A 22,321-nucleotide genomic window follows, 5' to 3' on the forward strand; every position below is an offset into this window, starting at 1 on the left:
ACACATGAAAAGCAATGCAAAATTCTTTCTGACAGCAGCACTGGCATCAACAGTGCTGAATGCCGGTTTGGCGCAGGCCCAGACGGCAGAACCAATCCAGATTGGTTTGATCGCGCCGACATCGGGCATTTATGCCCGTCCGGGTCAGGTCATGAAAATGGGCGCCGAAATGGCAGTCGAGGACGTCAATAAAGCCGGCGGCATCGCTTGCCTGGGCGGCGCGCCTCTACAGCTTGTCACTATCGATTCAGGCGATTCCGTTGAAAAAGCCACCAACTCTGCCCAGCGCATGGTTGCGGACTTTCCGGGCCTTGTCGGAGCAACTGGCGCTTATCTGAGCTCGTTCACGCTCGCGGTCAGCGAAGTAACGGAACGTGCTAATCTGCCGCTTCTGACCTTGTCCTATTCCGACCTCATCACCAGCCGCGGTTTCAAGAACATCTTCCAGACTTCTGCGACCGCGGGTGTGCAGGCACAAATCGCATTGCCGATCATCCTTGACCTTGCCGAGCAGCAAACCGGCACGCGTCCAAAGACCGTGGCGATCATCACCGATAACACGGCTGCATCGCTTGCCTCTGTTGATCGCATGAAGAAGGGCCTTCTGAAGGATGTCGGTCTTGACCTGTCCTTCGAGCAGGTGTTCACGCCGCCGCTGGCGGACGCGACCTCGCTTGTGCAGCAAGTGCGGCAGCAAAAGCCGGATCTGCTGTTTTTCCTGCCGACGGTTATCTCAGACAGCAAGCTGATCCTTGAGAAGATGAAGGAGTTCCGGGTCAACACACCTGTGGTTTCCTTTGGTATTGCTATTGCCGAACCGGAAGTACTCAACACCATGCAGGCCGACCTGCTTGAAGGCGTGATGTCAGCGGTGGCGAACTGGGGCACCAAAGGTCAGGAAGACCTGATCAAGCGTCTGAACGAAAAGTATGGCGAGCCATGGATGACGCAGAATGCCATCTCGACCTATGGCGATATCTGGTTGTTCAAGGATGCACTGGACAAGAGCTGCAGCCGTGACCGTGCCGCTCTTGGTGAAGCGTTGAGAACGCTGAATGCCGGTCCGGCCAAATATTTCCCCGGCGGTACGCTAAGCTTTGACGACAAGGGCCATCGCGAAGGCGCCAGCCTGACGATCATCCAGTGGCAGAAGGGTATTCCGGTTACCGTTTATCCTGACGATCTGGCGCTTGCAAAGCCGATCTGGCCGAAATGATGATGCTAGCCCGGACATCGTGTCCGGGTGAGGACGTCATAACCGGGGCGGTTCAACCCGCCCCGGCTCTGGATACTGCGCCGCGCGCTGCAAGCGTAAAGAGGATGGAATGGCTGACGAGACATATGAAGTTCTTGCCGTGAAATATGCCCATAACGGGCGGCAATCTTCGCAGAATTTCATCGGCGGTGATGAACATGACCGGCCGATGCCACTCGACTATTTTGTGTGGGTGATCCGCAATGACAAGCGCACCATCATTGTCGATACCGGCTTTAATCCGGACAGCGGCAATCGCCGAGCGCGCGAACTGACCACACCCGTCAATCAGGCCCTTTCGGCCGTGGGTGTGGATTGCGCCAGCGTACAGCACGTCATCATTACCCATATGCATTACGACCATGCCGGCAACAACGACATGTTCCCCAATGCCTGCTTCCATATGCAGGAAAGCGAGATGCAATACGCGACCGGTCCCTGCATGTGTCACCACACGCTAAACCACCCATATGAGGCCGAGGATGTGACGGGCATGGTGCGCCGCGTTTACGCAGGCAAGGTCGCTTTTGCAAATGGGGACGACCAGCTTTTTCCCGGCGTTTCCGTACATCATATCGGTGGCCATTCGCGCGGCCTTCAATGCGTGCGTGTCAACACGGCGCGTGGCGCAGTCGTGCTCGCCTCTGACGCGTCCCACCACTACGCTCATATGAATTCCGGCCGGGTTTTCCCGACTTGCGACAGCGTTTCACAGACGATCGCTGGCTACGGACGGCTGATGCAGCTGGCCGGTGAGAAGCGCCTGATTGTTCCCGGGCACGATCCGGAGGTGCTCAAACGATATCCGGCTTACAGCAATCAGACCGAAGGCATGATTGCCAAACTGGATGTCGACGAATTAACAATCTGATCGATAATTTTGTATTATTGACATATTGTATTACTGCAATGTAACGTAAACTTGATTGATGATCCGGGAGGAAAATCCGATGATCCTTGAAATGCGTGTCTACTACTGCGCCCCCACCAGACTGCCAGCTCTTCTCGACCGTTTCCGTAGCCATACGCTCGGCTTCTTCGACAAATATGGCATCGAACAGGTGGGTTTCTGGACGACGCTTGTCGGCAGTGACAATCACACGCTCGGTTACATTCTCAAATGGAAAAGCATGGCCGAACGTGAAGAGCGCTGGAACGCATTCCAAGCCGACGCTGACTGGATCGCTGCGCGTGCGGAAACCGAACGCGAACGCCCGATCGTTGCACGGGTGGAAAACAGTTTCCTTGCTCCAACGGATTTTTCCGCCCTGCGTTAACGGCAGGTTTTAAAACCACTTCTGGCATTGGGCCGGAGCGCGATGAAAACAGGTGAGGTTAGACAATCAGATGGCCGGAAAAACAATAGGCTTCATTGGATTGGGAATGATGGGCGCGCCGATGTGTGCATGCCTGGTTAAGGCAGGATTTCGCATTCTGGTGGCGGACGCAGATCCGGCGCGGGTCAGCGCGATCTGTGATGAGCTATCCGTATCGCCATTAACGAAAGATGTGGCGGGTGAGGTTGATGTTCTGATCACCATGCTGCCGAATTCCAAGATCGTTGAAACGGTTCTTCTGGAAAATGGTTGGGCAGCAGCGCTGCGCAAGGGCTCGCTGGTCGTCGACATGAGTTCGTCCGAGCCGGTGCGGTCGCGTGATCTGGCGGCAACGCTCGAAGCTCAGGGGCTGGAATATCTTGATGCTCCGGTTTCCGGTGGCGTCAAGCGAGCCCGGGAGGGCACACTTGCCATTCTCGTGGGTGGCAAGGAAACAGTGAAAGCCGAGACCATGCCGGTGCTTGAAGCAATGGGCGGCTCCATTCTGTTTATCGGTCCGGCCGGGTCTGGCCATGCGGCCAAGGCGCTCAACAACTTCGTGTCAGCGTGCGGGCTGATGGTGACGGTTGAGGCGCTGCATGTTGCACAGCGCTTTGGCATTTCGCCTGAGGCGATGACGGATGTGCTCAACGCCTCATCCGGCAAGAGCAATACGTCTGAAAACAAGGTCAAACAATTTATGTTGTCGGGCACCTACGGGTCCGGTTTTTCACTGCATCTCATGGACAAGGATCTGGGCATTGCCCGTGCCTTGGCGCAATCGGTTGATTATCCGCTGACCTTCGGACGCAACGGTATCGACCTCTGGCATGAGCAGGCAGGCGAGGTCGGCCCAACTGCTGATCACACCGAAATGTATCGCCTGCTCGAGCAGGAACAGGATTGAGGGTTTCGCCATGATCGTCCTGGACAAGTTTTATATTGATGGTGCCTGGGTTGAGCCAGTTGGTGGCAGCACCATGGATCTCATCGATCCCTCAACCGAAAAGGTCATTGGTCGGCTGTCTCTCGGCAATGAAGCGGATGTTGACAGAGCCGTGGCGGCCGCCAAACGTGCAGCACCGGCCTTTGCCGCCACGACCGTCGAAGAACGCATTGCTTTGCTTGAGCGGATTCTTGCTGCCTATAACAGTCGTTATGATGAGTTTGCCGAAGCGATGCGTGTGGAAATGGGTTCGCCCATTACCTTTGCAACAAAGGGGCAGGCGGCGCGTGGACCTTTGCATATCGAGGCGCTGCTGAAGGTCCTGAGAGACTTTCGTTTCGAAGAGGACATGGATAGCGGCACGCGCCTGCGGCACCAGCCGGTTGGCGTCTGTGGTCTGATCACGCCTTGGAACTGGCCGGTCAATCAGGTCATCGTGAAGGTAGGGCCAGCACTTGCTGCTGGCTGCACGATGGTTCTGAAGCCCAGCGAATTCTCCGCCATCAGCACGGTTCTATTTGCCGAAGTCTTGCATGAGGCGGGTGTGCCTCCCGGTGTCTTCAATCTCGTCAACGGCGATGGTCCAACGGTTGGCTCTGCCATTGCAGCCCATGACGACATTGCCATGGTGTCCTTTACCGGTTCGACCCGTGCTGGCATCGAGGTGGCGCGGGCAGCGGCTCCGACGGTCAAACGGGTCGCGCAGGAACTGGGCGGCAAGTCGGCCAATATTCTGCTTGATGACGTTGATCTTGAAGATGCTGTGCGTCGAGGCGTGGCGGCCTGCTTTACCAATTCGGGCCAATCCTGCTCGATCCCCACCCGTATGCTGGTGCCCGCGCATCTGATGGACCGCGCGTCCAAAATCGCCGCGGACGCCGCGGATGCCTATCGTCTTGGACCGACGGATGCCGCCGATACCCAGCTCGGCCCGGTCGTCAATCGCAGCCAGTTTGATCGTGTCCTGAGCCTCATCAACAGTGGTGTGGCAGAAGGAGCAACACTTGTTGCTGGCGGTGCTGAACGTCCTGAAGGTCTGCCAGACGGCTATTATGTGCGCCCGACAGTGTTCAGCGATGTTGGGCCGGACATGGCCATTGCGCAGGAAGAAATCTTTGGTCCGGTTCTGTCGATCATTCCCTATCGGAGTGAAGATGAAGCCGTCGCCATTGCCAATGGCACATTTTACGGCCTTGCCGCCTATGTCCAGTCGGCAGACCGTGAGCGGGCGCGAGCTATTGCCCGGCGGCTCAATGGTGGTCAGGTGCATATCAATTATCCGCCTGCTGACTTCGGTGCGCCATTCGGTGGTTTTGGCCGCTCGGGCAATGGCCGCGAATGGGGCGAGGCGGGACTGCGCGAGTATCTCGAAACCAAGGCGATGATTGGATACGGAGCCGGCGAATGAGCACGGTCATCCAGGTCAGCCCGATAGCAATAACAGTGATAACGAGGGAGGCACATCGGAATGCCAACTGAAAGCGAAATCTTCGCCAAAGGGTTCCAGAACCGCAAACGCGTGCTGGGCGCAGCCCACGTCGAAAAGTCGTGGGAAAATGCTGACGATTTCAACCGGCCAGCCCAGAGGCTAGTCACGGAATATTGCTGGGGTGAGGTCTGGGGCGACGAACGGTTACCGTTTGAAACCCGTAGCATGCTCAATCTCGCCATGCTGACGGCCATGAACCAGCACCACGAACTGGCGGTGCATGTGCGCGGTGCCTTGCGCAACGGCGTGACACCAGACCAAATCCAGGCCGTTTTGTTGCAGGCCATGGTCTATTGCGGCGCTCCGGCGGCTCTTGCCGCGTTCAGAACTGCCAGCACGGCCATCAAGGAATGGCAGGCAGAGCAGGCAAAGGCTGGTGAAGCCTTGAACGGAAGCGGCAAATGAACTGTCCGCGCGCCAGTGCCATTGGCGATGGATGAGCGTGAGTGAGGAAAACGCGCCCGCAATGCCAGCATTCTGGCAACGGAATTGGGTGCTGTATCGAGGATAAGCAGGATGTCTAATCCGCAAGTGGGATTTATCGGACTTGGCAATATGGGAGGACGCATGACGCGCTGCATCGTGGCAGGCGGCGTCGAAGTCCTCGGTTACGACAAGGATGCGCAGGCAGCAGCGCGTTTTGGTGCGACACCGTCCCAAAGCATTCGGGAGGTGATGGAAGGCGCAGATATCATCCTGCTTTCTTTGCCTGACAGCGTCGTGATCGAACGTGTCGTGGAGGGCGAAGATGGAGTTCTCCAGCATATCCGCCCCGGACAGGTTGTTGCGGATATGAGCACGGCGTCGGCCGCCTCGACCAAAAGACTTGCCCGTCTTTTTGCGGAAAAGGGTGCGTTCCTGGTTGATGCCGGAATTTCCGGTGGCGCTGCCGCTGCCGAAAAAGGCGCCCTGACGCTGATGGTGGGCGGCGACGCCGGCGCCATTGAACGGTTGCAGCCCGTGTTTTCGCTGATTGCCAGCAAAGTGATCGTCATGGGCGACTGCGGCGCGGGTCACACCGCCAAGCTTCTCAACAATTTCCTCAACGCCGTCAGCCTTGCTGCGACGGCGGAAGTCATGGTGGCGGGCAAGAAGGCCGGTCTTGATCTGCACAAGCTGCTGGATGTGCTCAATGCCAGCAGTGGTGTTAACTTCGCAACGCTGAACCGCTTCCCTAAGATTGTCGACGGTGATTATCTGGAAGGCGGCCTGACCAGCAAGCTGATGACCAAGGATGTTTTGCTCTATTGTGACATGTTACACGAACTAGGCGTTTCGTCTCTCAACTCTGCCGGGCCCATGGCCAGCTTTGGTCTTGCGACTGCGCTTGGTTATGGCGATGTGATCAGCAATCGCGTCGTTGATGCAATCGGGGACATTTCGGGCGGCGTTCGCCTGCACAACAAAAAGGACTGATGTGATGAAGATTTTCCATGGCCGCCAGACTGGCGCGGTTTCCGAAGTTAGATCTTCGACATTTACGGGAACGGTTCATGCTGACCCGATCATGCCGACGACCGATGGCGTGACAATCAACAATGTGTTCTTCACGCCCGGTGCACGTACCTACTGGCACACCCATGAGACCGGGCAGGTGCTGACCGTTGTTGCCGGCGAAGGCTGGGTTTGTGTGGATGGTGAACAAGCTCAACGTATTCGTGTGGGAGATATTGTCTGGATTCCAGAGGGAGAGCGTCACTGGCACGGTGCAACGGCCACGAGCTACCTCCTTCACACTGCCGTTTCTATCGGCAAGACCGTGTGGGAAGAAGAAGTGACGGCCGAGCAATTCGCATCTGCAGGTGCCTGATCACCGTCCGGTACGGCATTCCACGTGTAGACTACGGGTCTTTATCGTCGGCGGACACAACTTGTTACAGACCTGCGGATCATGTAAATGTCGGATGGTCATAATGTAATATAGGAATTACTGATGGTTGTGCGTGGGGTTGCCTTGCAAGCGGATACGCTCCGCCGGCAGATAGAAAACGCCGTACGAGACGGCATCACCTCGGGTCGATATGCTCCGGGCAGCCGCCTCGTCGAGCGTGAATTGTGCGAGGAGCTTGGTGTAAGCCGGACTTCTCTGCGCGAGGCACTGCGCAAGCTCGAAGCGGAAAAGCTGGTGGAAATCGTCCCCCACAAGGGGCCAGTTGTCGCCAGCATTTCGCTTGAAGAAGCCGGCGAAATTTACGCGCTTCGTGAATTGCTGGAAGGTTTTGCTGCCCAGGAATTTGCAACGCGTGGCTCGGATGAAGACTTGAATGCCTTTGGCCGCGAAGCGGCGGTTCTGCGCGGCCACGCACTTGCTGGCGAAACGGCCGAGGTGCTTGAAGCCAAAAGCCGTCTTTATTCGATCATGCTCGGGCGCTGTGGCAACACGCTGGTGCGGGAGGTCCTCCAGAGCCTTTTCTCACGCATCAATATTCTGCGCGCAACGTCTCTTATGCACCCCGAACGGATTTCCCAGAGCCTTGCAGAAATCGATGCACTCACGAAGGCTTTACAGTCACGCGATGCCGAGGCCGCACGGAAGTACGCCTCGCAACACGTGAAAAACGCGTCGATTGTTGCCCTGAAGTTACTGGGTGAACAACAGAAGGCGGCCTTAGTGGACAGCTGAGGCGTCCCCAAACAATACAATCGGCTTCTCGCCTTCCGTCGTCACGAAGGATCGTTATCGGAGTGTCCTCTCAATGCTGTATCAGCAATGAGAGGACACTCCGCTTTTATTGAATTGTCAGTCCCTGACACTACGGTTCAATGCCGGGATGTTGCGCGCCTATTCTCTGAACAGGCTGCTTTATTTCATCTTTTAGCCCTTTATCCCAGCGACAACAAAACAGGTGTCATAGGATTGACTCAATAGTGAAACCGGTTACATTCGTCGATGTAAACGGTTTCATAGTGTATATCCGTGCTTGGAGGAGCAAAATTTCATGTTTAGACATTTGATGGCTGCCGCTGCGATGGTGCTTGCGGCCGGTACGTCCGTGCACGCCCAGGAGCAGAGCTTCAAGATCGGTCTTTCCAACTCGTTCGTCGGCAGTGAATGGCGCACGCAGATGATCGAAGAGGCTCAGGCTGCTGCAAAGGCTTGGGGCGATAAGGGCGTCAAGGTTGAGGTTGTTGTCCAGAGCGGCAATGTCGATGTGCAGGGACAGATTGGCCATATCAGGAACTTCATGAACCAGGGCGTTGATGCGATCCTGATCAATCCGGGTAGTCCGACTGCTTTTGACCCAATCTTTGCGCAGGCCAAGGCACGCAACATCCTCGTGATCGCGACAGATGCGGAAGTGTCCTCCAAGGATGCCATCTATGTCGGCATCGACCAGAAGGCATGGGCTGCACAGTCCGCGCAGTGGCTTGCAGATACATTGCAGGGCAAGGGCAGCGTTGTTGCGATCAACGGCATTGCAGGCAACCCTGCCAACGAAGCGCGCGTTGCTGGCTACCGCGAAGTATTTGCCAAGTATCCTGACATCAAGGTCCTGAACGAAGCCAACGCGAGCTGGGACCAGGCGCAGGGCCAGCAGGCCATGCAGAACCTTCTCGCAACCTACCCTGATATCAGCGGCGTCTGGGTTCAGGACGGCATGGCTGATGGTGCATGGCGCGCAATCGAAGCCGCCGGCAAGGCAAAGGACATTGCTGCGACGGGTGAAATCCGCAAGGACTTCATGACCCGCTGGGAAGCCGAAAAGTTCAATTCCGGTGCTTCAGTCAACCCTCCCGGCGTTATGGCCAGCGCATTGAACGTTGCTGTGCTGAAGCTGCAGGGCAAGGAATTCAAGGACGGCGTTTTTGGCGGTACCTATGGCAACGCCATCTATATTCCGATCCCCTTCGTGAACAACGAAAACCTTGCTGACAACATCAAGGCTGCAGACGGCAAGCCAGGCTACTGGTCTGTGACTGCAACCGTGACGCCTGAACAGGCTGGCGAGTTCTTCAAATAAAATGGCCTTCGGGCTGGCGATAGCCGCCAGCCCGGATTTCACAATTCGAATGCGGACAATGTGTGTTTTCCCATGTCCGCCAATGACAAGTACAATTCGGAGACATGCGATGGCGAACGCTTTGGACGCGGCCGGCATAACGAAGAATTTTGGTGCCGTGCGTGCCCTGACAGCCGGTAAGCTGACGGTCGGCCGTGGTGAAATCCACGCGCTGCTCGGCGCTAATGGTTGCGGCAAGAGCACGCTATGCAAGATTGTGGCGGGTGCAGTAGCCCCGACCAGTGGCGCCATCAAGTTCAACGGCAGCGAAGTACACTTCAAAAGCCCGCGTGACGCCGAAAATGCAGGAATTGCGCTTTTTTATCAGGAGTTGAGCCTGATCCCGCAATTGTCCGTGGCCGATAACATCTTTCTCGGGCGAGAGCCGAAGCGCGGCGTGTTTGTCGATCGCAAGGCCCTGATCGCCGAGGCGCGCAAGTTGATTGCACTGTTTGACGGTGTTGCCGGCGAAGGGCTTGAGCCGGATGCGATTGTCGGCAACTTACCGCCGGATCAGCGCCAGCTTGTCGAAATTCTTAAAGTTTTTGCGCAGAACGCCAGCCTGATGATCATGGATGAGGCGACGGCAGCACTTGACGGCCGCCAGTCACAGCGTTTCTTTGAAATTCTCAGGGCCAAGAAGGTCGATGGTGTCTCCACCATCATGATTTCCCACCGTCTTGACGAAGTATTTGCCGTTTGTGACCGCATCACCGTGATGAGGAACGGCGCGACAATTTCTGAACTTGATACCTCCACTACCACCCGTGAAGCTGTTGTTCATGACATGGTTGGGGATGTTCGCGCTGCACCGGCTCGCCAGCAGGGATGTTTGGCCGCTCCAGCCAGCCTAAAGGTGGAAAATGCGATCAGCACCGGCGTGCGTGGTGTGACGCTTGAAGCCTATCCGGGAGAGATACTCGGTCTGGCGGGTCTGCAGGGACAAGGTCAATCGGCCCTTTTGAAAGGGCTGTTCGGTGCCAATCCCTTTACATCTGGGGATGTGCAGTTTGCCGGCCAGAAGGTGACCATCGCCAAACCGGCACAGGCCGTCCATAACGGTTTCGCCTATGTCTCTGGAGACCGTGGCCGTGACGCCTCCTTTCAAGGGCGTTCTATTTTTGAAAATCTCGTCGCCGCTTTGATGGTGCGCGAAAAGAAAAAGCTGATCCGCCCTGCCACGCTGAAACCGCGTGTGCAGAAAGTCGCTGACGATATGAAAACGAAGTTTGCCGGCATGGATATGCCGATCGGCACGCTTTCCGGCGGCAATCAGCAGAAGATCTTCATTTCCCGCTGGCTGGCAACCGCGCCGAAGCTGCTGTTGCTGGATGATCCGACCAAGGGCATCGATCTTGGTGCCAAGGCAGACCTTTTTGCCCTAATGCGCCAGCAGGCCGATGCCGGTGCCACCATCCTTTTCTACTCGTCCGAGGACGCGGAAATTCTCGAATATGCCGACCGCATTCTGGTGTTCAACGGCGGTCGTATTTCGGCAGAACTGACCGGAGAAGACATGACCCCCATCAACATGACACGCGCCGCCTATGGAGACGTCGCATGAGTTCGTCCGGTATCTTACGCAAGCAACCTTGGATCATAACGCTTGTCGTTCTCGCTATTCTTGTTGCGGTCAACACGTTTCTGCAGCCCACATTCATTCAGCCGTCGGTGTTGCAATCCAACCTGACGACATTTCTTCCGCTCATCCTCGTTGCCATCGGCCAAACCTATGTCATTCTCGCTGGCGACATTGATTTGTCGGTGGGCAGCATCGTGGCACTTGCCAATGTTGTTACGGTCAGCGTGATTGCGGCGCTTGGCGGGTCAGCCGGTGCTGTGTTTGCAGGAATGGCGGCAGGTTGCATTGTTGGTCTGGTATGCGGACTGGTCAATGGCCTGTTCATTTCCGGCCTGCGCTTTCAGCCGATTGTCACGACCTTTGCCACGGGCATCATTTTTGCCGGACTTGCTATCTGGGTGTTGCCGCAGGCTGGTCTTCCGGTCCCTGAAGCCTATTGGCAAACCTATTCCGGCAGCTTCATCGGCTTGCCTTTTGTGGTGTGGGTTCTGTTCGCCGGTATTGCCTTCACACTGATCGTGTCGCGTATTCCGTTTCATGTGCATCTGTTGGCGGTCGGCGGCAATCGCACCGGTGCTTTTCAGACTGGTCTTCGTCTCTCCGGTATTCGTATCGGCGCTTACATGATCTCCGGCCTGTTTTCGGCGCTGGCGGCGCTCTGCCTGACAGGTGAGACCGCATCGGGCGACCCATTGCTGGGCGCAAGTCTGGCGCTGTCATCCATTTCGGCGGTAGTTTTGGGCGGAACGGCGCTTTCTGGCGGGTTTGGCAGTTCGACGGGGTCGATTGCTGGGGCGCTGGTGCTTGGCATGATCGGCAATGTGATTTTCTTTGCGGGCTTGCCCTTCGAGTACCAGACATTGGTGCAGGGTTTGATTGTGCTGACGGCGCTTGCCGGTGGCGTTCTGGTGACGAGGCGTTGATATGACAAATCCGGGCTTGCAAATCAAAACTCTGCTCACCGATCCCTTAACCATTGCCATTGGCGCATCTGTTTTCCTTCTGCTGGTTGGCGAATTGTTGTCACCGGGCTTTGCGCAGGGCTCGCAGATCGTTCGTTTGCTGACTATTGCCGCCATTCTCGGCATCGTCGCGGCAGGTCAGAACCTTGTGATCCTTGGCGGACGTGAGGGTATCGACCTCTCGGTCGGTGCCATGATCTCGCTCGGCGCTGTTCTGGCTGGCAACATGATGAACGGCCAGAATGCCGGTATTCCGCTCGCCATTCTGGTCGCTGGCGGCATTCCGTTCCTGATCGGTCTCGTCAATGGCATCGGCATTACCTTTGTGCGTATTCCTCCACTGGTCATGACACTTGGCATGACGGCGGTGATCCAGGGCGGACTTGTGGTGTATTCTCAGGGCGTGCCATCGGGTGCGGCAGCGCCGCTGCTGGCCGGTTTCATCAACCGTCCGCTGATTTTCGGCATTCCTGGCGTGCTGTTCGTCTGGTTGGGCATTGCTGCCATCATGCTGTTCATGCTGCGCAGAACGGCGTTTGGATTTGCCATTTACGCTATCGGTTCAAACGAACGCGCAGCGACACTGGTCGGTCTGCCAGTTTCCCTGATCCGCATGCTGCTCTATGGCCTGTCCGGTCTGTTTGCGGGGCTGACCGGGGTCTGCGTGATCGGTTACACCGGCACGTCCTTCATTTCGGTTGGCGATCAATATGTCCTGCCGTCGATCATCGCGGTTGTCATTGGCGGTACTTCACTGGCGGGCGGCGCCGGTGGATATGTCGGAACAATGGCCGGAGCTGTTGCGCTAACCATCCTGCAAAGCGTACTGATTACACTCAACTTAGATGTATGGGCCCGGCAGATCATATTCGGTGTCACGTTACTTGCGCTGATGCTGCTTTATGGCCGCCAAAAGCAGCTGCGTGTGTAACAGATGAGCAAAGAACAAGGTTCGAATATCCGGGAAGTTGCAGCCATTGCGGGCGTGTCGATTGCGACCGTGTCGCGCGCGCTGCAGCAACCCGACAAGGTGCGCCCTGAAACCCGGAAAAAGGTTTTCGATGCCGTGAGGCAAGCGAACTTTGTGCCCAATGCCCAGGCGGCCAGTTTCCGACGCCAATCCAACAACACCGTCATTCTCCTGGTTCGTGATATCGGCAACCCATTTTATCTCGAAATCTACAAGGGTGTGGAAGAAGCGGCCAGCGAAGCTGGATACAAGGTTCTCATGGGTGATGCCCGCAACGATGTGAACCGGGTAGCAAATCACATCGATATGGTCCGGCAGAAACATGCCGATGGGCTGATCCTGATGACGGGCCAGTTTCCGACAGAGCTTTTGGATCAGGTGGATAACCTGCCGCCAATCGTCATAGCCTCGGAAACCGTTGCCGGCATCGCGCTACCAACCGTCAAAGTCGATAACCGCGCGGCATCCAAAAATGCCATGCGTCACCTCATCGAGGCCGGACACAAGCAGATTGTGCATCTTGCCGGTCCGTTCCCGGAGACGTTGGCGCAAGAGCGTTTTGATGGCTACCGCGATGCTCTCACCGAGGCCGGGATCGATTACGATGAGACGCTGCTTGTCAGCGGTGACTACAGCATCGAAAGCGGCCGTCAGGCAATTACCGGCCTTCTGGAGCGCGGCATTTCCTTCACTGCCATCTTCGCATCGAGCGACCAGATGGCGATTGGTGCGATCAGCGAATTGCGGGCGCGTGGCCTGTCGGTGCCGGGTGACGTGTCGGTCACAGGTTTCGACGACATCATCTTCGCCAATGCGTTCGAACCACCGCTGACAACTGTGCGCCAGCCCCGTCAGGAAATGGGTCGCAAGGCCATGGCGCTGATGGTTGAGCGGCTGAACGGCAAACGGACAGCCGAGACAATCGTAATGGATACAGAACTGGTGGTGCGCGGCTCGGTGGCGCGCTGCCGACCGCGGCAGCCTTAGCTGCGATACCTGAAATTGTGAATGCAAGGAGAGTATGGATATGAAGACGATCAAAGGCCCGGCGATTTTCCTCGCGCAATTTGTTGGAGACGAAGCCCCCTTCGACACGCTCGACAATCTCGGCCAATGGGCAGCTTCGCTCGGCTACAAGGGCATTCAGGTGCCCACAGATCCCAAACTCTTCGATCTGGAAAAGGCAGCGGCGTCCAAGGCCTATTGCGATGATGTCAAAGGTCGCCTTGCAGAGCTCGGTGTCGAGATTACAGAGCTTTCCACCCATATTCAGGGCCAGCTGGTTGCGGTTCATCCTGCCTATGACGAGTTGTTTGATGGTTTTGCGCCGGCTGTATTGCGCGGCAAACCGCAGGCGCGCGAGGAATGGGCCGTCAATCAGCTGAAATATGCGGCGAAAGCCTCGCAGCATCTTGGTCTTTCAAGCCATGCGACTTTTTCCGGTGCCCTGGCATGGCCGTTTGTATATCCATGGCCGCAACGTCCGACCGGCCTCGTTGAAATGGCCTTTGCCGAGCTTGCCAATCGCTGGAAACCTATTCTCGATACGTTCGATGAGAACGGCGTTGATCTCTGCTACGAGCTGCATCCGGGTGAAGACCTGCATGACGGCGTGACCTTCGAGCGTTTTCTGGAAGCGACAGGCAATCACGCACGGGCCAACATCCTCTATGATCCGTCCCACTTCGTGCTTCAGGCGATGAACTATCTGGATTTCATCGATATCTATCACGAGCGTATCCGCGCCTTCCACGTCAAGGATGCCGAGTTCAATCCGACCGGCCGATCCGGCGTTTATGGCGGCTATCAGGGCTGGGTTGACCGTCCGGGCCGGTTTCGCTCGCTGGGCGATGGGCATGTCGATTTCGGTGCGGTGTTTTCCAAACTCACCCAATATGACTTCGACGGATGGGCGGTTCTGGAATGGGAGTGTGCCCTGAAGCACCCGGAAGATGGTGCGCGCGAAGGGGCAGATTTTATTCAAAACCACATCATTCGCGTGACTGAGCGGGCATTTGACGATTTTGCCAAAAGCGGGGTGGATGAAGCCGCCAACCGTCGCATCCTTGGTCTGTGAAAGGTAATCCCATGTCAGTAGGCACTAAAAAATTCGACAGCCGTCGTATTCGTCTCGGTATGGTGGGCGGCGGTCAAGGTGCATTTATCGGCGCGGTTCACCGTATCGCAGCGCGACTTGACGACCGTTATGAGCTGGTGGCCGGGGCGCTCTCATCCGATCCCGCCCGCGCCAACGCCTCGGCCGTGATGCTCGGTATTGAAACAGATCGCTCCTATGCTTCGTTTGAAGATATGGCTGTGGCTGAAGCGGAGCGCGCCGATGGTATCGAGGCCGTCGCCATCGTGACGCCAAATCATCTGCATTTTGCCCCCTCAAAGCTTTTCCTGGAAAAGGGCATCCATGTCATCTGCGACAAGCCGGTGACCGCGACGACCGAGGAAGCCAAGAAGCTGGCCGAAATCGTCAAGGCGTCCGACAATTTGTTTATTCTGACGCATAATTACACCGGTTATGCCATGTTGCGTCAGATGCGAGAAATGATTGCCAACGGCGCCATCGGCAAGCTGCGTCATGTGCAAGCGGAATATGCGCAGGACTGGCTGACGGAAGCGGTGGAGACAACCGGCGTCAAGGGTGCGGAGTGGCGCACGGACCCCAGCCGTTCTGGCGCGGGCGGCGCGATTGGCGATATTGGCACGCATGCTTTTAACGCTGCAGCATTCGTCACGGGTGAAATTCCCGAGAGCATTTATGCTGATCTGACATCCTTCGTGCCCGGACGGCAACTAGACGACAGCGCCAATATCCTGTTGCGATACGCCAGTGGTGCCAAGGGTATGCTGTGGGCCAGCCAGATTGCTGTTGGCAACGAAAATGCACTTTCGCTGCGTGTCTACGGCGACAAGGGCGGGCTTGAGTGGCACCACCGCGTGCCAGACGAATTGTGGTTCACGCCCTATGGCGAACCGAAGCGGCTGATTACACGCAATGGCGCCGGGGCAGGCCCTGCCGCCAACCGCGTCAGCCGAGTGCCGTCCGGCCACCCTGAAGGATATCTGGAAGGGTTTGCGACGATCTACCGTGAAGCCGCAGATGCTATCATAGCAAAGAGGGAGGGGAATACATCGTCTGGGGAGGGGATCTACCCCGGTATTGACGACGGCCTTGCGGGGCTTGCGTTCATTGATGCGGCAGTACGGTCCAGCCAGACCACGTCTTGGGTCGGGATCGACATCTAACCCGCAGTCTATCTGAAACAGACGACACCACACATTCGAGGCTGCTTTTTCACCTCCGGCTGCAGGGCCGGGGAGGGTGGCGCTTGCGTGTCGTTTACCGCTCAAACGAAAAGGGAGTTACGCGTTTGAAATCCTTGAAATCAACATTCACAGGTATGGCACTGGTCGCAGCAATGGCGGCAGGTATCGCAAACCCGGTTTTGGCTGAAGACAACAAAACCTTGCCAATTGCAGCGCAGATGTACACATTGCGCGATGCAGGCACGCTTGAAGAGCAGTTTGCCATTCTCAATCGCGCCGGTGTCTCAGCGGTGGAAACCGTCGACATGCAGAAGGTCAGTGCAAAAGAACTGTCTGCACTGCTTGAGAAACACAAGATCAAGGTGATCTCGTCACATGTGCCGATCGACAAGCTGCGCGGCAATCTGGACGACGTCATTGCCGAGCAGAAGGCCGTTGGCAACCCTGTTGTGACCGTGCCTTACCTCAAGCCGGAAGATCGCCCGACTGATGCTGCTGCATGGACGGCATTTGGCAAGGAGCTTGGTGGTTACGCAGACAAGCTGGCTGCTGCCGGTTTGGCCATGTCCTACCACAATCATGACTTTGAAATGGTCAAGTTTGACGGCAAGACAGCACTTGAGCTTCTGCTCGATGCTGCCGGTCCAAAGCTGCAGAACGAGCTTGATGTCGCCTGGGTAGCACGCAGCGGCACGGATCCTGCAGAGTTTCTCGGCACGTTGAATGGGCGGGTATTTGCGATCCACGCAAAGGACAATGCACCTGCGGGGACCGCGGAAAATGAGCGTGGTTTTGCCACCCTCGGCACCGGCGTCCTAGATTGGAAAAAAATCTTGCCAGCGGCCAAAAAGTCCGGTGCGAAATGGTTCATCCTTGAACATGACATGCCGCTTGATGCCGAAGCCGTCCTGACCAAGGGCAACGCCTTCTTCAACGAACACCTGCCGACAATTCAGTAAGACGGCTAAAAAATCGATCAGTTAAACTGACAATTGGCCACTATAAGAACTCCCCGGCAACTGGTTTACCGGGGAGTTTTTGCGTTTAAGAAGACTGTATTGCGGGGAAGCTCTTTCTAGCTACTCATGTGCCATTCAAACCTGCTAAAAATTTTGATTTCTTGATAAAATATGAGAAACATTTCTCATATTCGAAAATGGTGATTGTGAAATTATAACTTAAGAGTCTGAAAAATATCGATTATAAATTTATTTCTGTTGCTTGACTTCGATAAAGAATGATCGTTTTATTTGAGAATGCATTCTCAAAAATGATTGCTTGAAAAATGGGCAAACAAAGGATGCTTCAAACAATAAAGGGAACATGACATGTCTCGCAGGATCATCCATACCTCGATTTTCGCGGCCATCGCGGCGCTCTCGATTTCAACGGCATCTGCCTTTGCGGCAGAGACAGACCTGACCAAGCTTCTGCCGCAGGAGGTGCGTTCCGCAGGTGTGCTGCAAGTTGGCGGACCGACTGCAATCGCACCTTACGTCAAGGTCGACAGCAAGGGCGAAGTCAGCGGCGTTATCGTGGAACTCATGCATGCCGTTGGCGAAAAGCTCGGTGTTGACGTGAAGTTTAACAACATCGCCTATTCAGCCTTGATCCCCGCACTTCAGGCCGGTCGTGTTGATGTTGGAATTGGTACGTTCACCGATACGCTTGCACGACAGGAGCAGGTTGATTTCGTCGATTACATCCTCACCAACATGGTGTTGATGGGGCGGCCGGAAACAGAGGAAAAGATCACCAAGGTCGCCGATCTCTGCGGTCAGACGGTAGCGTCGCCCAGCGGCACAACCTCCGAGCTTGTCATGAAAGCACAGGCCGAAAAATGTAAGGCCGAGGGCAAGGAAGCACTTAATATTCTGATCGTTCCGACCCCTGCTGAGGCCCAGCTGCAGGTTGAGACCGGCCGTGCGGCGACCTTTGTTCAGGCCTACGGTGTCGGTATTGGCATTGAGGCATCTGGTCAGAACCTCGTAATTCTTGGAGAGCCCTTCCGCCCGGAATATCATGGTGCAGGCGTGAAGAAGGGTAACAAGGAGCTGGCTGACGCACTGATGGCAGGTTTCCAGGCAATCATGGACGACGGTACATACGCCAAGGTTCTTGAGAAATACAAACTCTCCAGCCTCTCCCTGAAAGAACCGGTTTTCAACGGCACCTCCACCAAGCCTCTGGCTGAGTAAGGTTACCGAAGAGACCAAGGATAAAAAGCATGGCCGTACAGACTTCCACTGAACCAAAACTTCTCCCACCCAGACATCCATGGCGCGTGATCACCGCAGTCGTCGTTATCGCCATTCTCGCAGCTCTTTTCCTGTCGCTGGCCGGAAACGAGAACCTGCAATGGAATGTCGTGTGGAATTATCTTTTCGATGAAGCGATCCTGTACGGCCTTGTAAACACAATCGTGCTCACCGCGCTGTGCATGGCAATCGGCACAGTCCTCGGTGTTGTTCTCGCCATCATGGCGATGTCCGGCAACCCTGTGCTGGAATGGGTGGCGCGGGTTTACATCTGGTTCTTTCGTGGCGTTCCGCTGATTGTCCAGCTGGTATTCTGGTTCAATCTTGCTCTGCTCTGGCCGCGTATCGGTCTGGTTGTTCCGCTGTTCGGTATCGATTATTCGGTGTCGACCAACTTCTTGATCTCGAGCTTCGTGGCATCTGTTCTCGGACTTGCCCTGCACGAGGCGGCCTATATGGCAGAAATTGTCCGCGCCGGTTTTCTGGGGGTCGATCACGGACAGACCGAGGCAGGACGTGCTCTGGGTATGAAGGACGGCAAACTCATCCGCCGCATCATTCTTCCCCAGGCCATGCGCATCATCGTGCCGCCAACTGGTAATGAAGTCATTTCACTGCTCAAGGCAACCTCGCTTGTCGCGTTCATCGCCGGTGGTGAACTGATGACTGCGGTTCAAAATGTCTATTCGCAGAACTTCCGGGTCATCCCGCTGCTGCTGGTTGCGACCTTCTGGTACCTCGTCGTCACCACTCTCGCCAGCCTGCTGCAGGGTTACCTCGAACGCCGTGTCGGCCAGGGTTTCACCTCCATGGCACGCAAACCGCGCAAGGCATAAGGAGAAAAGAGATGGTCGCTATGGTGCAGATCCACTCCCTCAATAAGTATTTCGGCACGGTACATGTGCTTAAAGACATCGACCTCGATATTGAGGCCGGCAAAGTTACATGTATTATTGGCCCATCGGGCTCCGGTAAAAGCACTATGCTCCGTTGCATCAACCGTCTGGAAACACCGAATTCCGGCACCATTACCGTTGATGGCGAACTGATCGGTTATGTCCGGGAAGGCGCCAATTTACGGGAGCTTTCCTCAAGCCACATTGCTGCCCAGCGCGCCCGTATGGGCATGGTCTTCCAGCGGTTCAATCTGTTCCCGCATCTGACTGCCGTGCAGAATGTCATGGAGGCACCGGTCCAGGTGAAGGGCGTGGCAAAGGCGCAGGCTGAAGCCGAGGCCCTCAAGCTGCTTGAGCAGGTTGGTCTCGGGCACAAGGCCCATTCCTATCCGGCCGAGCTTTCCGGGGGGCAAATGCAGCGCGTAGCGATTGCCAGAGCGTTGGCGATGAAACCTGAACTCATCCTTTTCGACGAGCCAACCAGCGCACTCGATCCGGAACTGGTGGGCGAAGTGCTGGATGTCATGCGCGAATTGGCAAAGACCGGCATCACCATGATTATCGTGACACATGAAATCTCGTTTGCGCGCGAAATTGGTGACCATCTGGTGTTCATGGCCGACGGACAGATCGTTGAAGCCGGGGAACCAAAGGAAATGCTGGCCAATCCACAGCATCCACGCACCCGAGATTTTCTGGCGCGAATCCATTAACAATTCCGGGTTGCAAAAAATGCAAAAAAGAGGGTTTGCCGCATGACACCGCCCAATTCCGGAAAGCCGGACGAAACACCTTTCAACGCCCGTGTCATGCTTCGCCGTGATCAGTTGATCGATGCGATGGAAGAGCTTCTCAACGCTGGTAAGTTGCCTGCAACGATGAGCGATCTTGGCAAGGCGGCCGGTATGTCGACAGCGACAACCTATCGATATTTCCAATCGCTGGAAGAGGTCACCCAAGCCTATCTGATCCGTATCATGACAGAGCTGCGGGACTTCTCTGTGACGCGTGAGGAAACAGGGACTGCACTGCTCTACGTGATCAGTCGGTTCTGGGTCGATGTGGTGATCGAGCACGGACAGGTTCTTGTCCAGGTGCGTTCACGCAAGGGTTTTCTGGAACGCATGCACCGACAGGTTGCCAGTACGGTTCTTGGCGTCGAGGCGCGCCGCCGCGCTCTGCTTGGCGCGTTGGCAGAGAGTGGGCTGCCCTCGACCATGCTGGAAGATGCCGCGATGCTCTACAATACCATGTTCGATCCGCGCGATATTCTCGACCTCATCAATATCAGGTCTCTGGACGCTGATCGCGTTACCCATGTCCTTATCTCCTCGTTCGTAGGCGCCCTGAAGGGGTGGCACGCCGGGGTTACTGAAGATCGCACTCCTGTGGGTGCAACGAAATAAAGGAATGACGTCATGATTGGCTTTAAGATCGGAACGATCGAACGCCGTGTCGATCAGCGTATGGTCGAGCACTTCAAAGCCTTGCCTGTTGCCAATGTCAGCGATTGCATGTCGCGTATGTCGGGTTTCGGTCCACGCATCCGCCCGATGCATCGCAAGGGTGTGCTGGCAGGCTCTGCCGTCACTGTCCGGACCCGTCCCGGTGACAATCTGATGATCCACAAGGCGCTCGATATAGCATTGCCGGGTGATGTGCTTGTCGTTGACGCCGGGGGCGATGTCACGAATTCATTGATGGGTGAGTTGATGCTGTCGCACGCGATCCAGCGCGGTTTGGCAGGCGTAGTGCTGGATGGCGCGATACGTGATCTGGCCTGGATCCGGGAACATGACTTCCCGGTGTTTGCCGCCGGTGTAACGCATCGTGGTCCTTACAAGGACGGTCCGGGCGAGATCAATGTGCCGATTTCGATCGATGGCACCGTGGTACACCCGGGCGATCTGGTCATCGGAGACGATGATGGTGCGCTGGCGATTGCTTTTGACGAAGTTGAAACCGTCTATTCGGCCGCACTGAAAAAACATGAGGCGGAAACCCGCCAGCTCGTGGCGATTGAAAAGGGCGAGAACAATCGCGCCTGGGTCAACGAAGCGCTGCGCACGCACGGCGTGCTCTAAACCGACTTTTAAAATCTGTTCGAAATGCCAGATCGTTTGACTGGAAGGAGTATCCGCATGCTTAAAATTTCCAACGCGCTGACCCGTATAAAGCCTTCTGCGACGATTGCGGCAACACGCAAGGCGCGTGAAATGCGCGCGCAGGGCATTTCCGTCATCGCGCTCAGCCAGGGCGAACCGGATTTCGATACGCCCGAGCATGTCAAGGAAGCTGCCTGCGCGGCGATCATGAAAGGCGGCCTGACCTATCCCCCGGTGCCCGGTTTGCCGCAGTTGCGTCAGGCCATTCAGCGCAAGTTCGAACGTGACAACGGGCTGGCCTACAAGGAAGACGAGATTATCGTCTCCAGCGGTGGCAAACAGGTGATTTCCAATGCGCTGCTTGCGACGCTCGATGCAGGCGATGAAGTGATCATCCCGGCGCCTTACTGGGTCTCCTATCCAGAGATGGTCGCTTTGTTTGGCGGTACGCCGGTGATTGTCGCAGCCGCTGCTAGTAACGGTTTCAAGATGACCGCTGAGCAATTGCGTGCGGCGATCACGCCGAAGACACGCTGGTTGATGCTCAATTCACCGTCCAATCCGTCCGGTGCCGTTTATTCTCACGATGAGATGAAGGCACTCACCGACGTACTCGTTGAATTTCCCGATGTGATGATTATGGCGGACGATATCTATGAGCACCTGATCTACAATGATTTGCCGTTTGCAACACCTGCTGCGGTCGAACCGCGGCTGAAGGAGCGTACGCTGACGGTGAACGGCGTATCAAAGGCCTATGCGATGACCGGTTGGCGTATTGGTTACGCGGGCGGCCCGCGTGCATTGATTGCCGCCATGGAAAAGGCGCAGGGGCAGACAACATCCGGTGCTTCAGTACCGGCACAGCGCGCGGCCATTGCCGCTCTTGATGGCGAACAGGGTTTTCTTGCTGAGCGTCTGCAGTCGTTCCATGAACGCCGTGACGTTGTGGTGGATATGCTCAATGCAGCAGATGGAATTCACTGCCTTGTGCCAGAAGGTGCATTTTATGTTTTCCCTTCCTGTGAAGGTGCACTTGGCAAAGTGTTCAATGGCCGGGTTTTGAATACCAGTGAGGATTTCACTGCCGCCTTGCTGGAAAGTGAAGGCGTTGCACTTGTTCACGGTGAAGGTTTCGGATTGCCGGGACATTTCCGCATTTCCTACGCCAGCGATATCGCGGACCTGAAGGAGGCCTGCCTGCGTATACAGCGTTTCTGCGCCAGCCTTCAGGCTGTTGCCGCGTAAAATCAAAAAGGGAA

General features: G+C 56.1%; 23 protein-coding genes. All 23 read left to right on the forward strand.

Features of this window, described 5'->3' with window-relative positions; all coding sequences use genetic code 11:
• The first annotated feature begins 4 nt into the window (after positions 1-4).
• The 23 genes from M2418_RS19595 to M2418_RS19705 all read left to right on the forward strand — a co-directional run bounded on the left by M2418_RS19595 (position 5) and on the right by M2418_RS19705 (position 22,307).
• Complete coding sequence (locus M2418_RS19595) at positions 5-1,216, forward strand: ABC transporter substrate-binding protein (RefSeq protein WP_250984418.1); 1,212 nt, start codon at positions 5-7, stop codon at positions 1,214-1,216.
• Between the two features lie 109 nt (positions 1,217-1,325).
• Positions 1,326-2,126 carry an N-acyl homoserine lactonase family protein gene (locus tag M2418_RS19600; protein WP_259148693.1) on the forward strand — a complete coding sequence of 267 codons (801 nt, stop codon included), beginning with the start codon at positions 1,326-1,328 and terminating at the stop codon, positions 2,124-2,126.
• Between the two features lie 79 nt (positions 2,127-2,205).
• On the forward strand, positions 2,206-2,532 hold the full coding sequence (locus M2418_RS19605) for an NIPSNAP family protein (RefSeq protein ID WP_250984420.1): 327 nt from the start codon (positions 2,206-2,208) through the stop codon (positions 2,530-2,532).
• A 70-nt stretch (positions 2,533-2,602) separates the two neighbouring features.
• Positions 2,603-3,478, forward strand: coding sequence for an NAD(P)-dependent oxidoreductase (locus tag M2418_RS19610; protein ID WP_250984421.1), 876 nt, complete (start codon positions 2,603-2,605; stop codon positions 3,476-3,478).
• A 10-nt stretch (positions 3,479-3,488) separates the two neighbouring features.
• A complete protein-coding gene (locus M2418_RS19615; RefSeq protein WP_259148694.1) occupies positions 3,489-4,925 on the forward strand; it encodes an aldehyde dehydrogenase family protein in 1,437 nt (478 codons plus the stop codon).
• Positions 4,926-4,985: 60 nt separating this feature from the next.
• Entirely contained in the window at positions 4,986-5,411 is a 426-nt protein-coding gene (locus M2418_RS19620; protein ID WP_192489824.1) for a carboxymuconolactone decarboxylase family protein, read from the forward strand.
• A 111-nt stretch (positions 5,412-5,522) separates the two neighbouring features.
• A complete protein-coding gene (locus M2418_RS19625) occupies positions 5,523-6,422 on the forward strand; it encodes an NAD(P)-dependent oxidoreductase (protein WP_250984423.1) in 900 nt (299 codons plus the stop codon).
• Between the two features lie 4 nt (positions 6,423-6,426).
• Positions 6,427-6,816 carry a cupin domain-containing protein gene (locus M2418_RS19630; RefSeq protein WP_250984424.1) on the forward strand — a complete coding sequence of 130 codons (390 nt, stop codon included), beginning with the start codon at positions 6,427-6,429 and terminating at the stop codon, positions 6,814-6,816.
• 123 nt (positions 6,817-6,939) lie between these two features.
• Positions 6,940-7,629 carry a GntR family transcriptional regulator gene (locus tag M2418_RS19635; RefSeq protein WP_250984425.1) on the forward strand — a complete coding sequence of 230 codons (690 nt, stop codon included), beginning with the start codon at positions 6,940-6,942 and terminating at the stop codon, positions 7,627-7,629.
• A 316-nt stretch (positions 7,630-7,945) separates the two neighbouring features.
• Positions 7,946-8,968, forward strand: a complete 1,023-nt coding sequence (locus M2418_RS19640; protein WP_250984426.1) for a substrate-binding domain-containing protein — start codon at positions 7,946-7,948, stop codon at positions 8,966-8,968.
• 109 nt (positions 8,969-9,077) lie between these two features.
• A complete protein-coding gene (locus M2418_RS19645; protein ID WP_259148695.1) occupies positions 9,078-10,571 on the forward strand; it encodes a sugar ABC transporter ATP-binding protein in 1,494 nt (497 codons plus the stop codon).
• The gene (locus tag M2418_RS19650; protein WP_250984428.1) at positions 10,568-11,512 is read left to right on the forward strand and encodes an ABC transporter permease; all 945 of its coding nucleotides are present in this window, start codon (positions 10,568-10,570) and stop codon (positions 11,510-11,512) included. The genes M2418_RS19645 and M2418_RS19650 overlap by 4 nt, the downstream gene beginning before the upstream one ends.
• 1 nt (position 11,513) lies before the next feature.
• Entirely contained in the window at positions 11,514-12,482 is a 969-nt protein-coding gene (locus M2418_RS19655) for an ABC transporter permease (protein ID WP_259148696.1), read from the forward strand.
• A gap of 3 nt (positions 12,483-12,485) precedes the next feature.
• Positions 12,486-13,508 (forward strand): LacI family DNA-binding transcriptional regulator, encoded by a 1,023-nt coding sequence (locus tag M2418_RS19660; protein ID WP_259148697.1) that lies wholly within the window; start codon positions 12,486-12,488, stop codon positions 13,506-13,508.
• Positions 13,509-13,548: 40 nt separating this feature from the next.
• Positions 13,549-14,598 carry a sugar phosphate isomerase/epimerase gene (locus M2418_RS19665; protein WP_259148698.1) on the forward strand — a complete coding sequence of 350 codons (1,050 nt, stop codon included), beginning with the start codon at positions 13,549-13,551 and terminating at the stop codon, positions 14,596-14,598.
• Between the two features lie 11 nt (positions 14,599-14,609).
• Entirely contained in the window at positions 14,610-15,779 is a 1,170-nt protein-coding gene (locus M2418_RS19670) for a Gfo/Idh/MocA family protein (protein ID WP_259148699.1), read from the forward strand.
• A 125-nt stretch (positions 15,780-15,904) separates the two neighbouring features.
• On the forward strand, positions 15,905-16,759 hold the full coding sequence (locus M2418_RS19675) for a sugar phosphate isomerase/epimerase (protein ID WP_259148700.1): 855 nt from the start codon (positions 15,905-15,907) through the stop codon (positions 16,757-16,759).
• Positions 16,760-17,128: 369 nt separating this feature from the next.
• Entirely contained in the window at positions 17,129-17,998 is an 870-nt protein-coding gene (locus M2418_RS19680; protein ID WP_259148701.1) for an ABC transporter substrate-binding protein, read from the forward strand.
• Positions 17,999-18,027: 29 nt separating this feature from the next.
• On the forward strand, positions 18,028-18,894 hold the full coding sequence (locus M2418_RS19685) for an amino acid ABC transporter permease (RefSeq protein ID WP_259148702.1): 867 nt from the start codon (positions 18,028-18,030) through the stop codon (positions 18,892-18,894).
• Positions 18,895-18,905: 11 nt separating this feature from the next.
• On the forward strand, positions 18,906-19,667 hold the full coding sequence (locus tag M2418_RS19690; protein WP_310503214.1) for an amino acid ABC transporter ATP-binding protein: 762 nt from the start codon (positions 18,906-18,908) through the stop codon (positions 19,665-19,667).
• 42 nt (positions 19,668-19,709) lie between these two features.
• Positions 19,710-20,360: a TetR/AcrR family transcriptional regulator gene (locus tag M2418_RS19695; protein ID WP_259148703.1), complete on the forward strand. Its 651-nt coding sequence runs from the start codon at positions 19,710-19,712 to the stop codon at positions 20,358-20,360.
• A gap of 12 nt (positions 20,361-20,372) precedes the next feature.
• Positions 20,373-21,038, forward strand: a complete 666-nt coding sequence (locus M2418_RS19700) for an RraA family protein (protein WP_259148704.1) — start codon at positions 20,373-20,375, stop codon at positions 21,036-21,038.
• A gap of 57 nt (positions 21,039-21,095) precedes the next feature.
• Positions 21,096-22,307, forward strand: coding sequence for a pyridoxal phosphate-dependent aminotransferase (locus M2418_RS19705; RefSeq protein ID WP_259148705.1), 1,212 nt, complete (start codon positions 21,096-21,098; stop codon positions 22,305-22,307).
• Positions 22,308-22,321: the final 14 nt, after the last annotated feature.

Source organism: Rhizobium sp. BIGb0125 (assembly GCF_024810055.1).
Lineage (GTDB): Bacteria > Pseudomonadota > Alphaproteobacteria > Rhizobiales > Rhizobiaceae > Agrobacterium.

Excerpts from the sequence above, each read along its gene's own strand:
- M2418_RS19625 (WP_250984423.1), top strand. The coding sequence starts at position 5,523 with ATGTCTAATCCGCAAGTGGGATTTATCGGACTTGGCAATATGGGAGGA.
- M2418_RS19635 (WP_250984425.1), top strand. The coding sequence starts at position 6,940 with ATGGTTGTGCGTGGGGTTGCCTTGCAAGCGGATACGCTCCGCCGGCAG.
- M2418_RS19660 (WP_259148697.1), top strand. The coding sequence starts at position 12,486 with ATGAGCAAAGAACAAGGTTCGAATATCCGGGAAGTTGCAGCCATTGCG.
- M2418_RS19650 (WP_250984428.1), top strand. The coding sequence starts at position 10,568 with ATGAGTTCGTCCGGTATCTTACGCAAGCAACCTTGGATCATAACGCTT.
- M2418_RS19620 (WP_192489824.1), top strand. The coding sequence starts at position 4,986 with ATGCCAACTGAAAGCGAAATCTTCGCCAAAGGGTTCCAGAACCGCAAA.
- M2418_RS19690 (WP_310503214.1), top strand. The coding sequence starts at position 18,906 with ATGGTCGCTATGGTGCAGATCCACTCCCTCAATAAGTATTTCGGCACG.
- M2418_RS19610 (WP_250984421.1), top strand. The coding sequence starts at position 2,603 with ATGGCCGGAAAAACAATAGGCTTCATTGGATTGGGAATGATGGGCGCG.
- M2418_RS19645 (WP_259148695.1), top strand. The coding sequence starts at position 9,078 with ATGGCGAACGCTTTGGACGCGGCCGGCATAACGAAGAATTTTGGTGCC.
- M2418_RS19665 (WP_259148698.1), top strand. The coding sequence starts at position 13,549 with ATGAAGACGATCAAAGGCCCGGCGATTTTCCTCGCGCAATTTGTTGGA.
- M2418_RS19640 (WP_250984426.1), top strand. The coding sequence starts at position 7,946 with ATGTTTAGACATTTGATGGCTGCCGCTGCGATGGTGCTTGCGGCCGGT.
- M2418_RS19605 (WP_250984420.1), top strand. The coding sequence starts at position 2,206 with ATGATCCTTGAAATGCGTGTCTACTACTGCGCCCCCACCAGACTGCCA.
- M2418_RS19600 (WP_259148693.1), top strand. The coding sequence starts at position 1,326 with ATGGCTGACGAGACATATGAAGTTCTTGCCGTGAAATATGCCCATAAC.
- M2418_RS19630 (WP_250984424.1), top strand. The coding sequence starts at position 6,427 with ATGAAGATTTTCCATGGCCGCCAGACTGGCGCGGTTTCCGAAGTTAGA.
- M2418_RS19595 (WP_250984418.1), top strand. The coding sequence starts at position 5 with ATGAAAAGCAATGCAAAATTCTTTCTGACAGCAGCACTGGCATCAACA.
- M2418_RS19685 (WP_259148702.1), top strand. The coding sequence starts at position 18,028 with ATGGCCGTACAGACTTCCACTGAACCAAAACTTCTCCCACCCAGACAT.
- M2418_RS19655 (WP_259148696.1), top strand. The coding sequence starts at position 11,514 with ATGACAAATCCGGGCTTGCAAATCAAAACTCTGCTCACCGATCCCTTA.
- M2418_RS19670 (WP_259148699.1), top strand. The coding sequence starts at position 14,610 with ATGTCAGTAGGCACTAAAAAATTCGACAGCCGTCGTATTCGTCTCGGT.
- M2418_RS19695 (WP_259148703.1), top strand. The coding sequence starts at position 19,710 with ATGACACCGCCCAATTCCGGAAAGCCGGACGAAACACCTTTCAACGCC.
- M2418_RS19615 (WP_259148694.1), top strand. The coding sequence starts at position 3,489 with ATGATCGTCCTGGACAAGTTTTATATTGATGGTGCCTGGGTTGAGCCA.
- M2418_RS19680 (WP_259148701.1), top strand. The coding sequence starts at position 17,129 with ATGTCTCGCAGGATCATCCATACCTCGATTTTCGCGGCCATCGCGGCG.
- M2418_RS19705 (WP_259148705.1), top strand. The coding sequence starts at position 21,096 with ATGCTTAAAATTTCCAACGCGCTGACCCGTATAAAGCCTTCTGCGACG.
- M2418_RS19700 (WP_259148704.1), top strand. The coding sequence starts at position 20,373 with ATGATTGGCTTTAAGATCGGAACGATCGAACGCCGTGTCGATCAGCGT.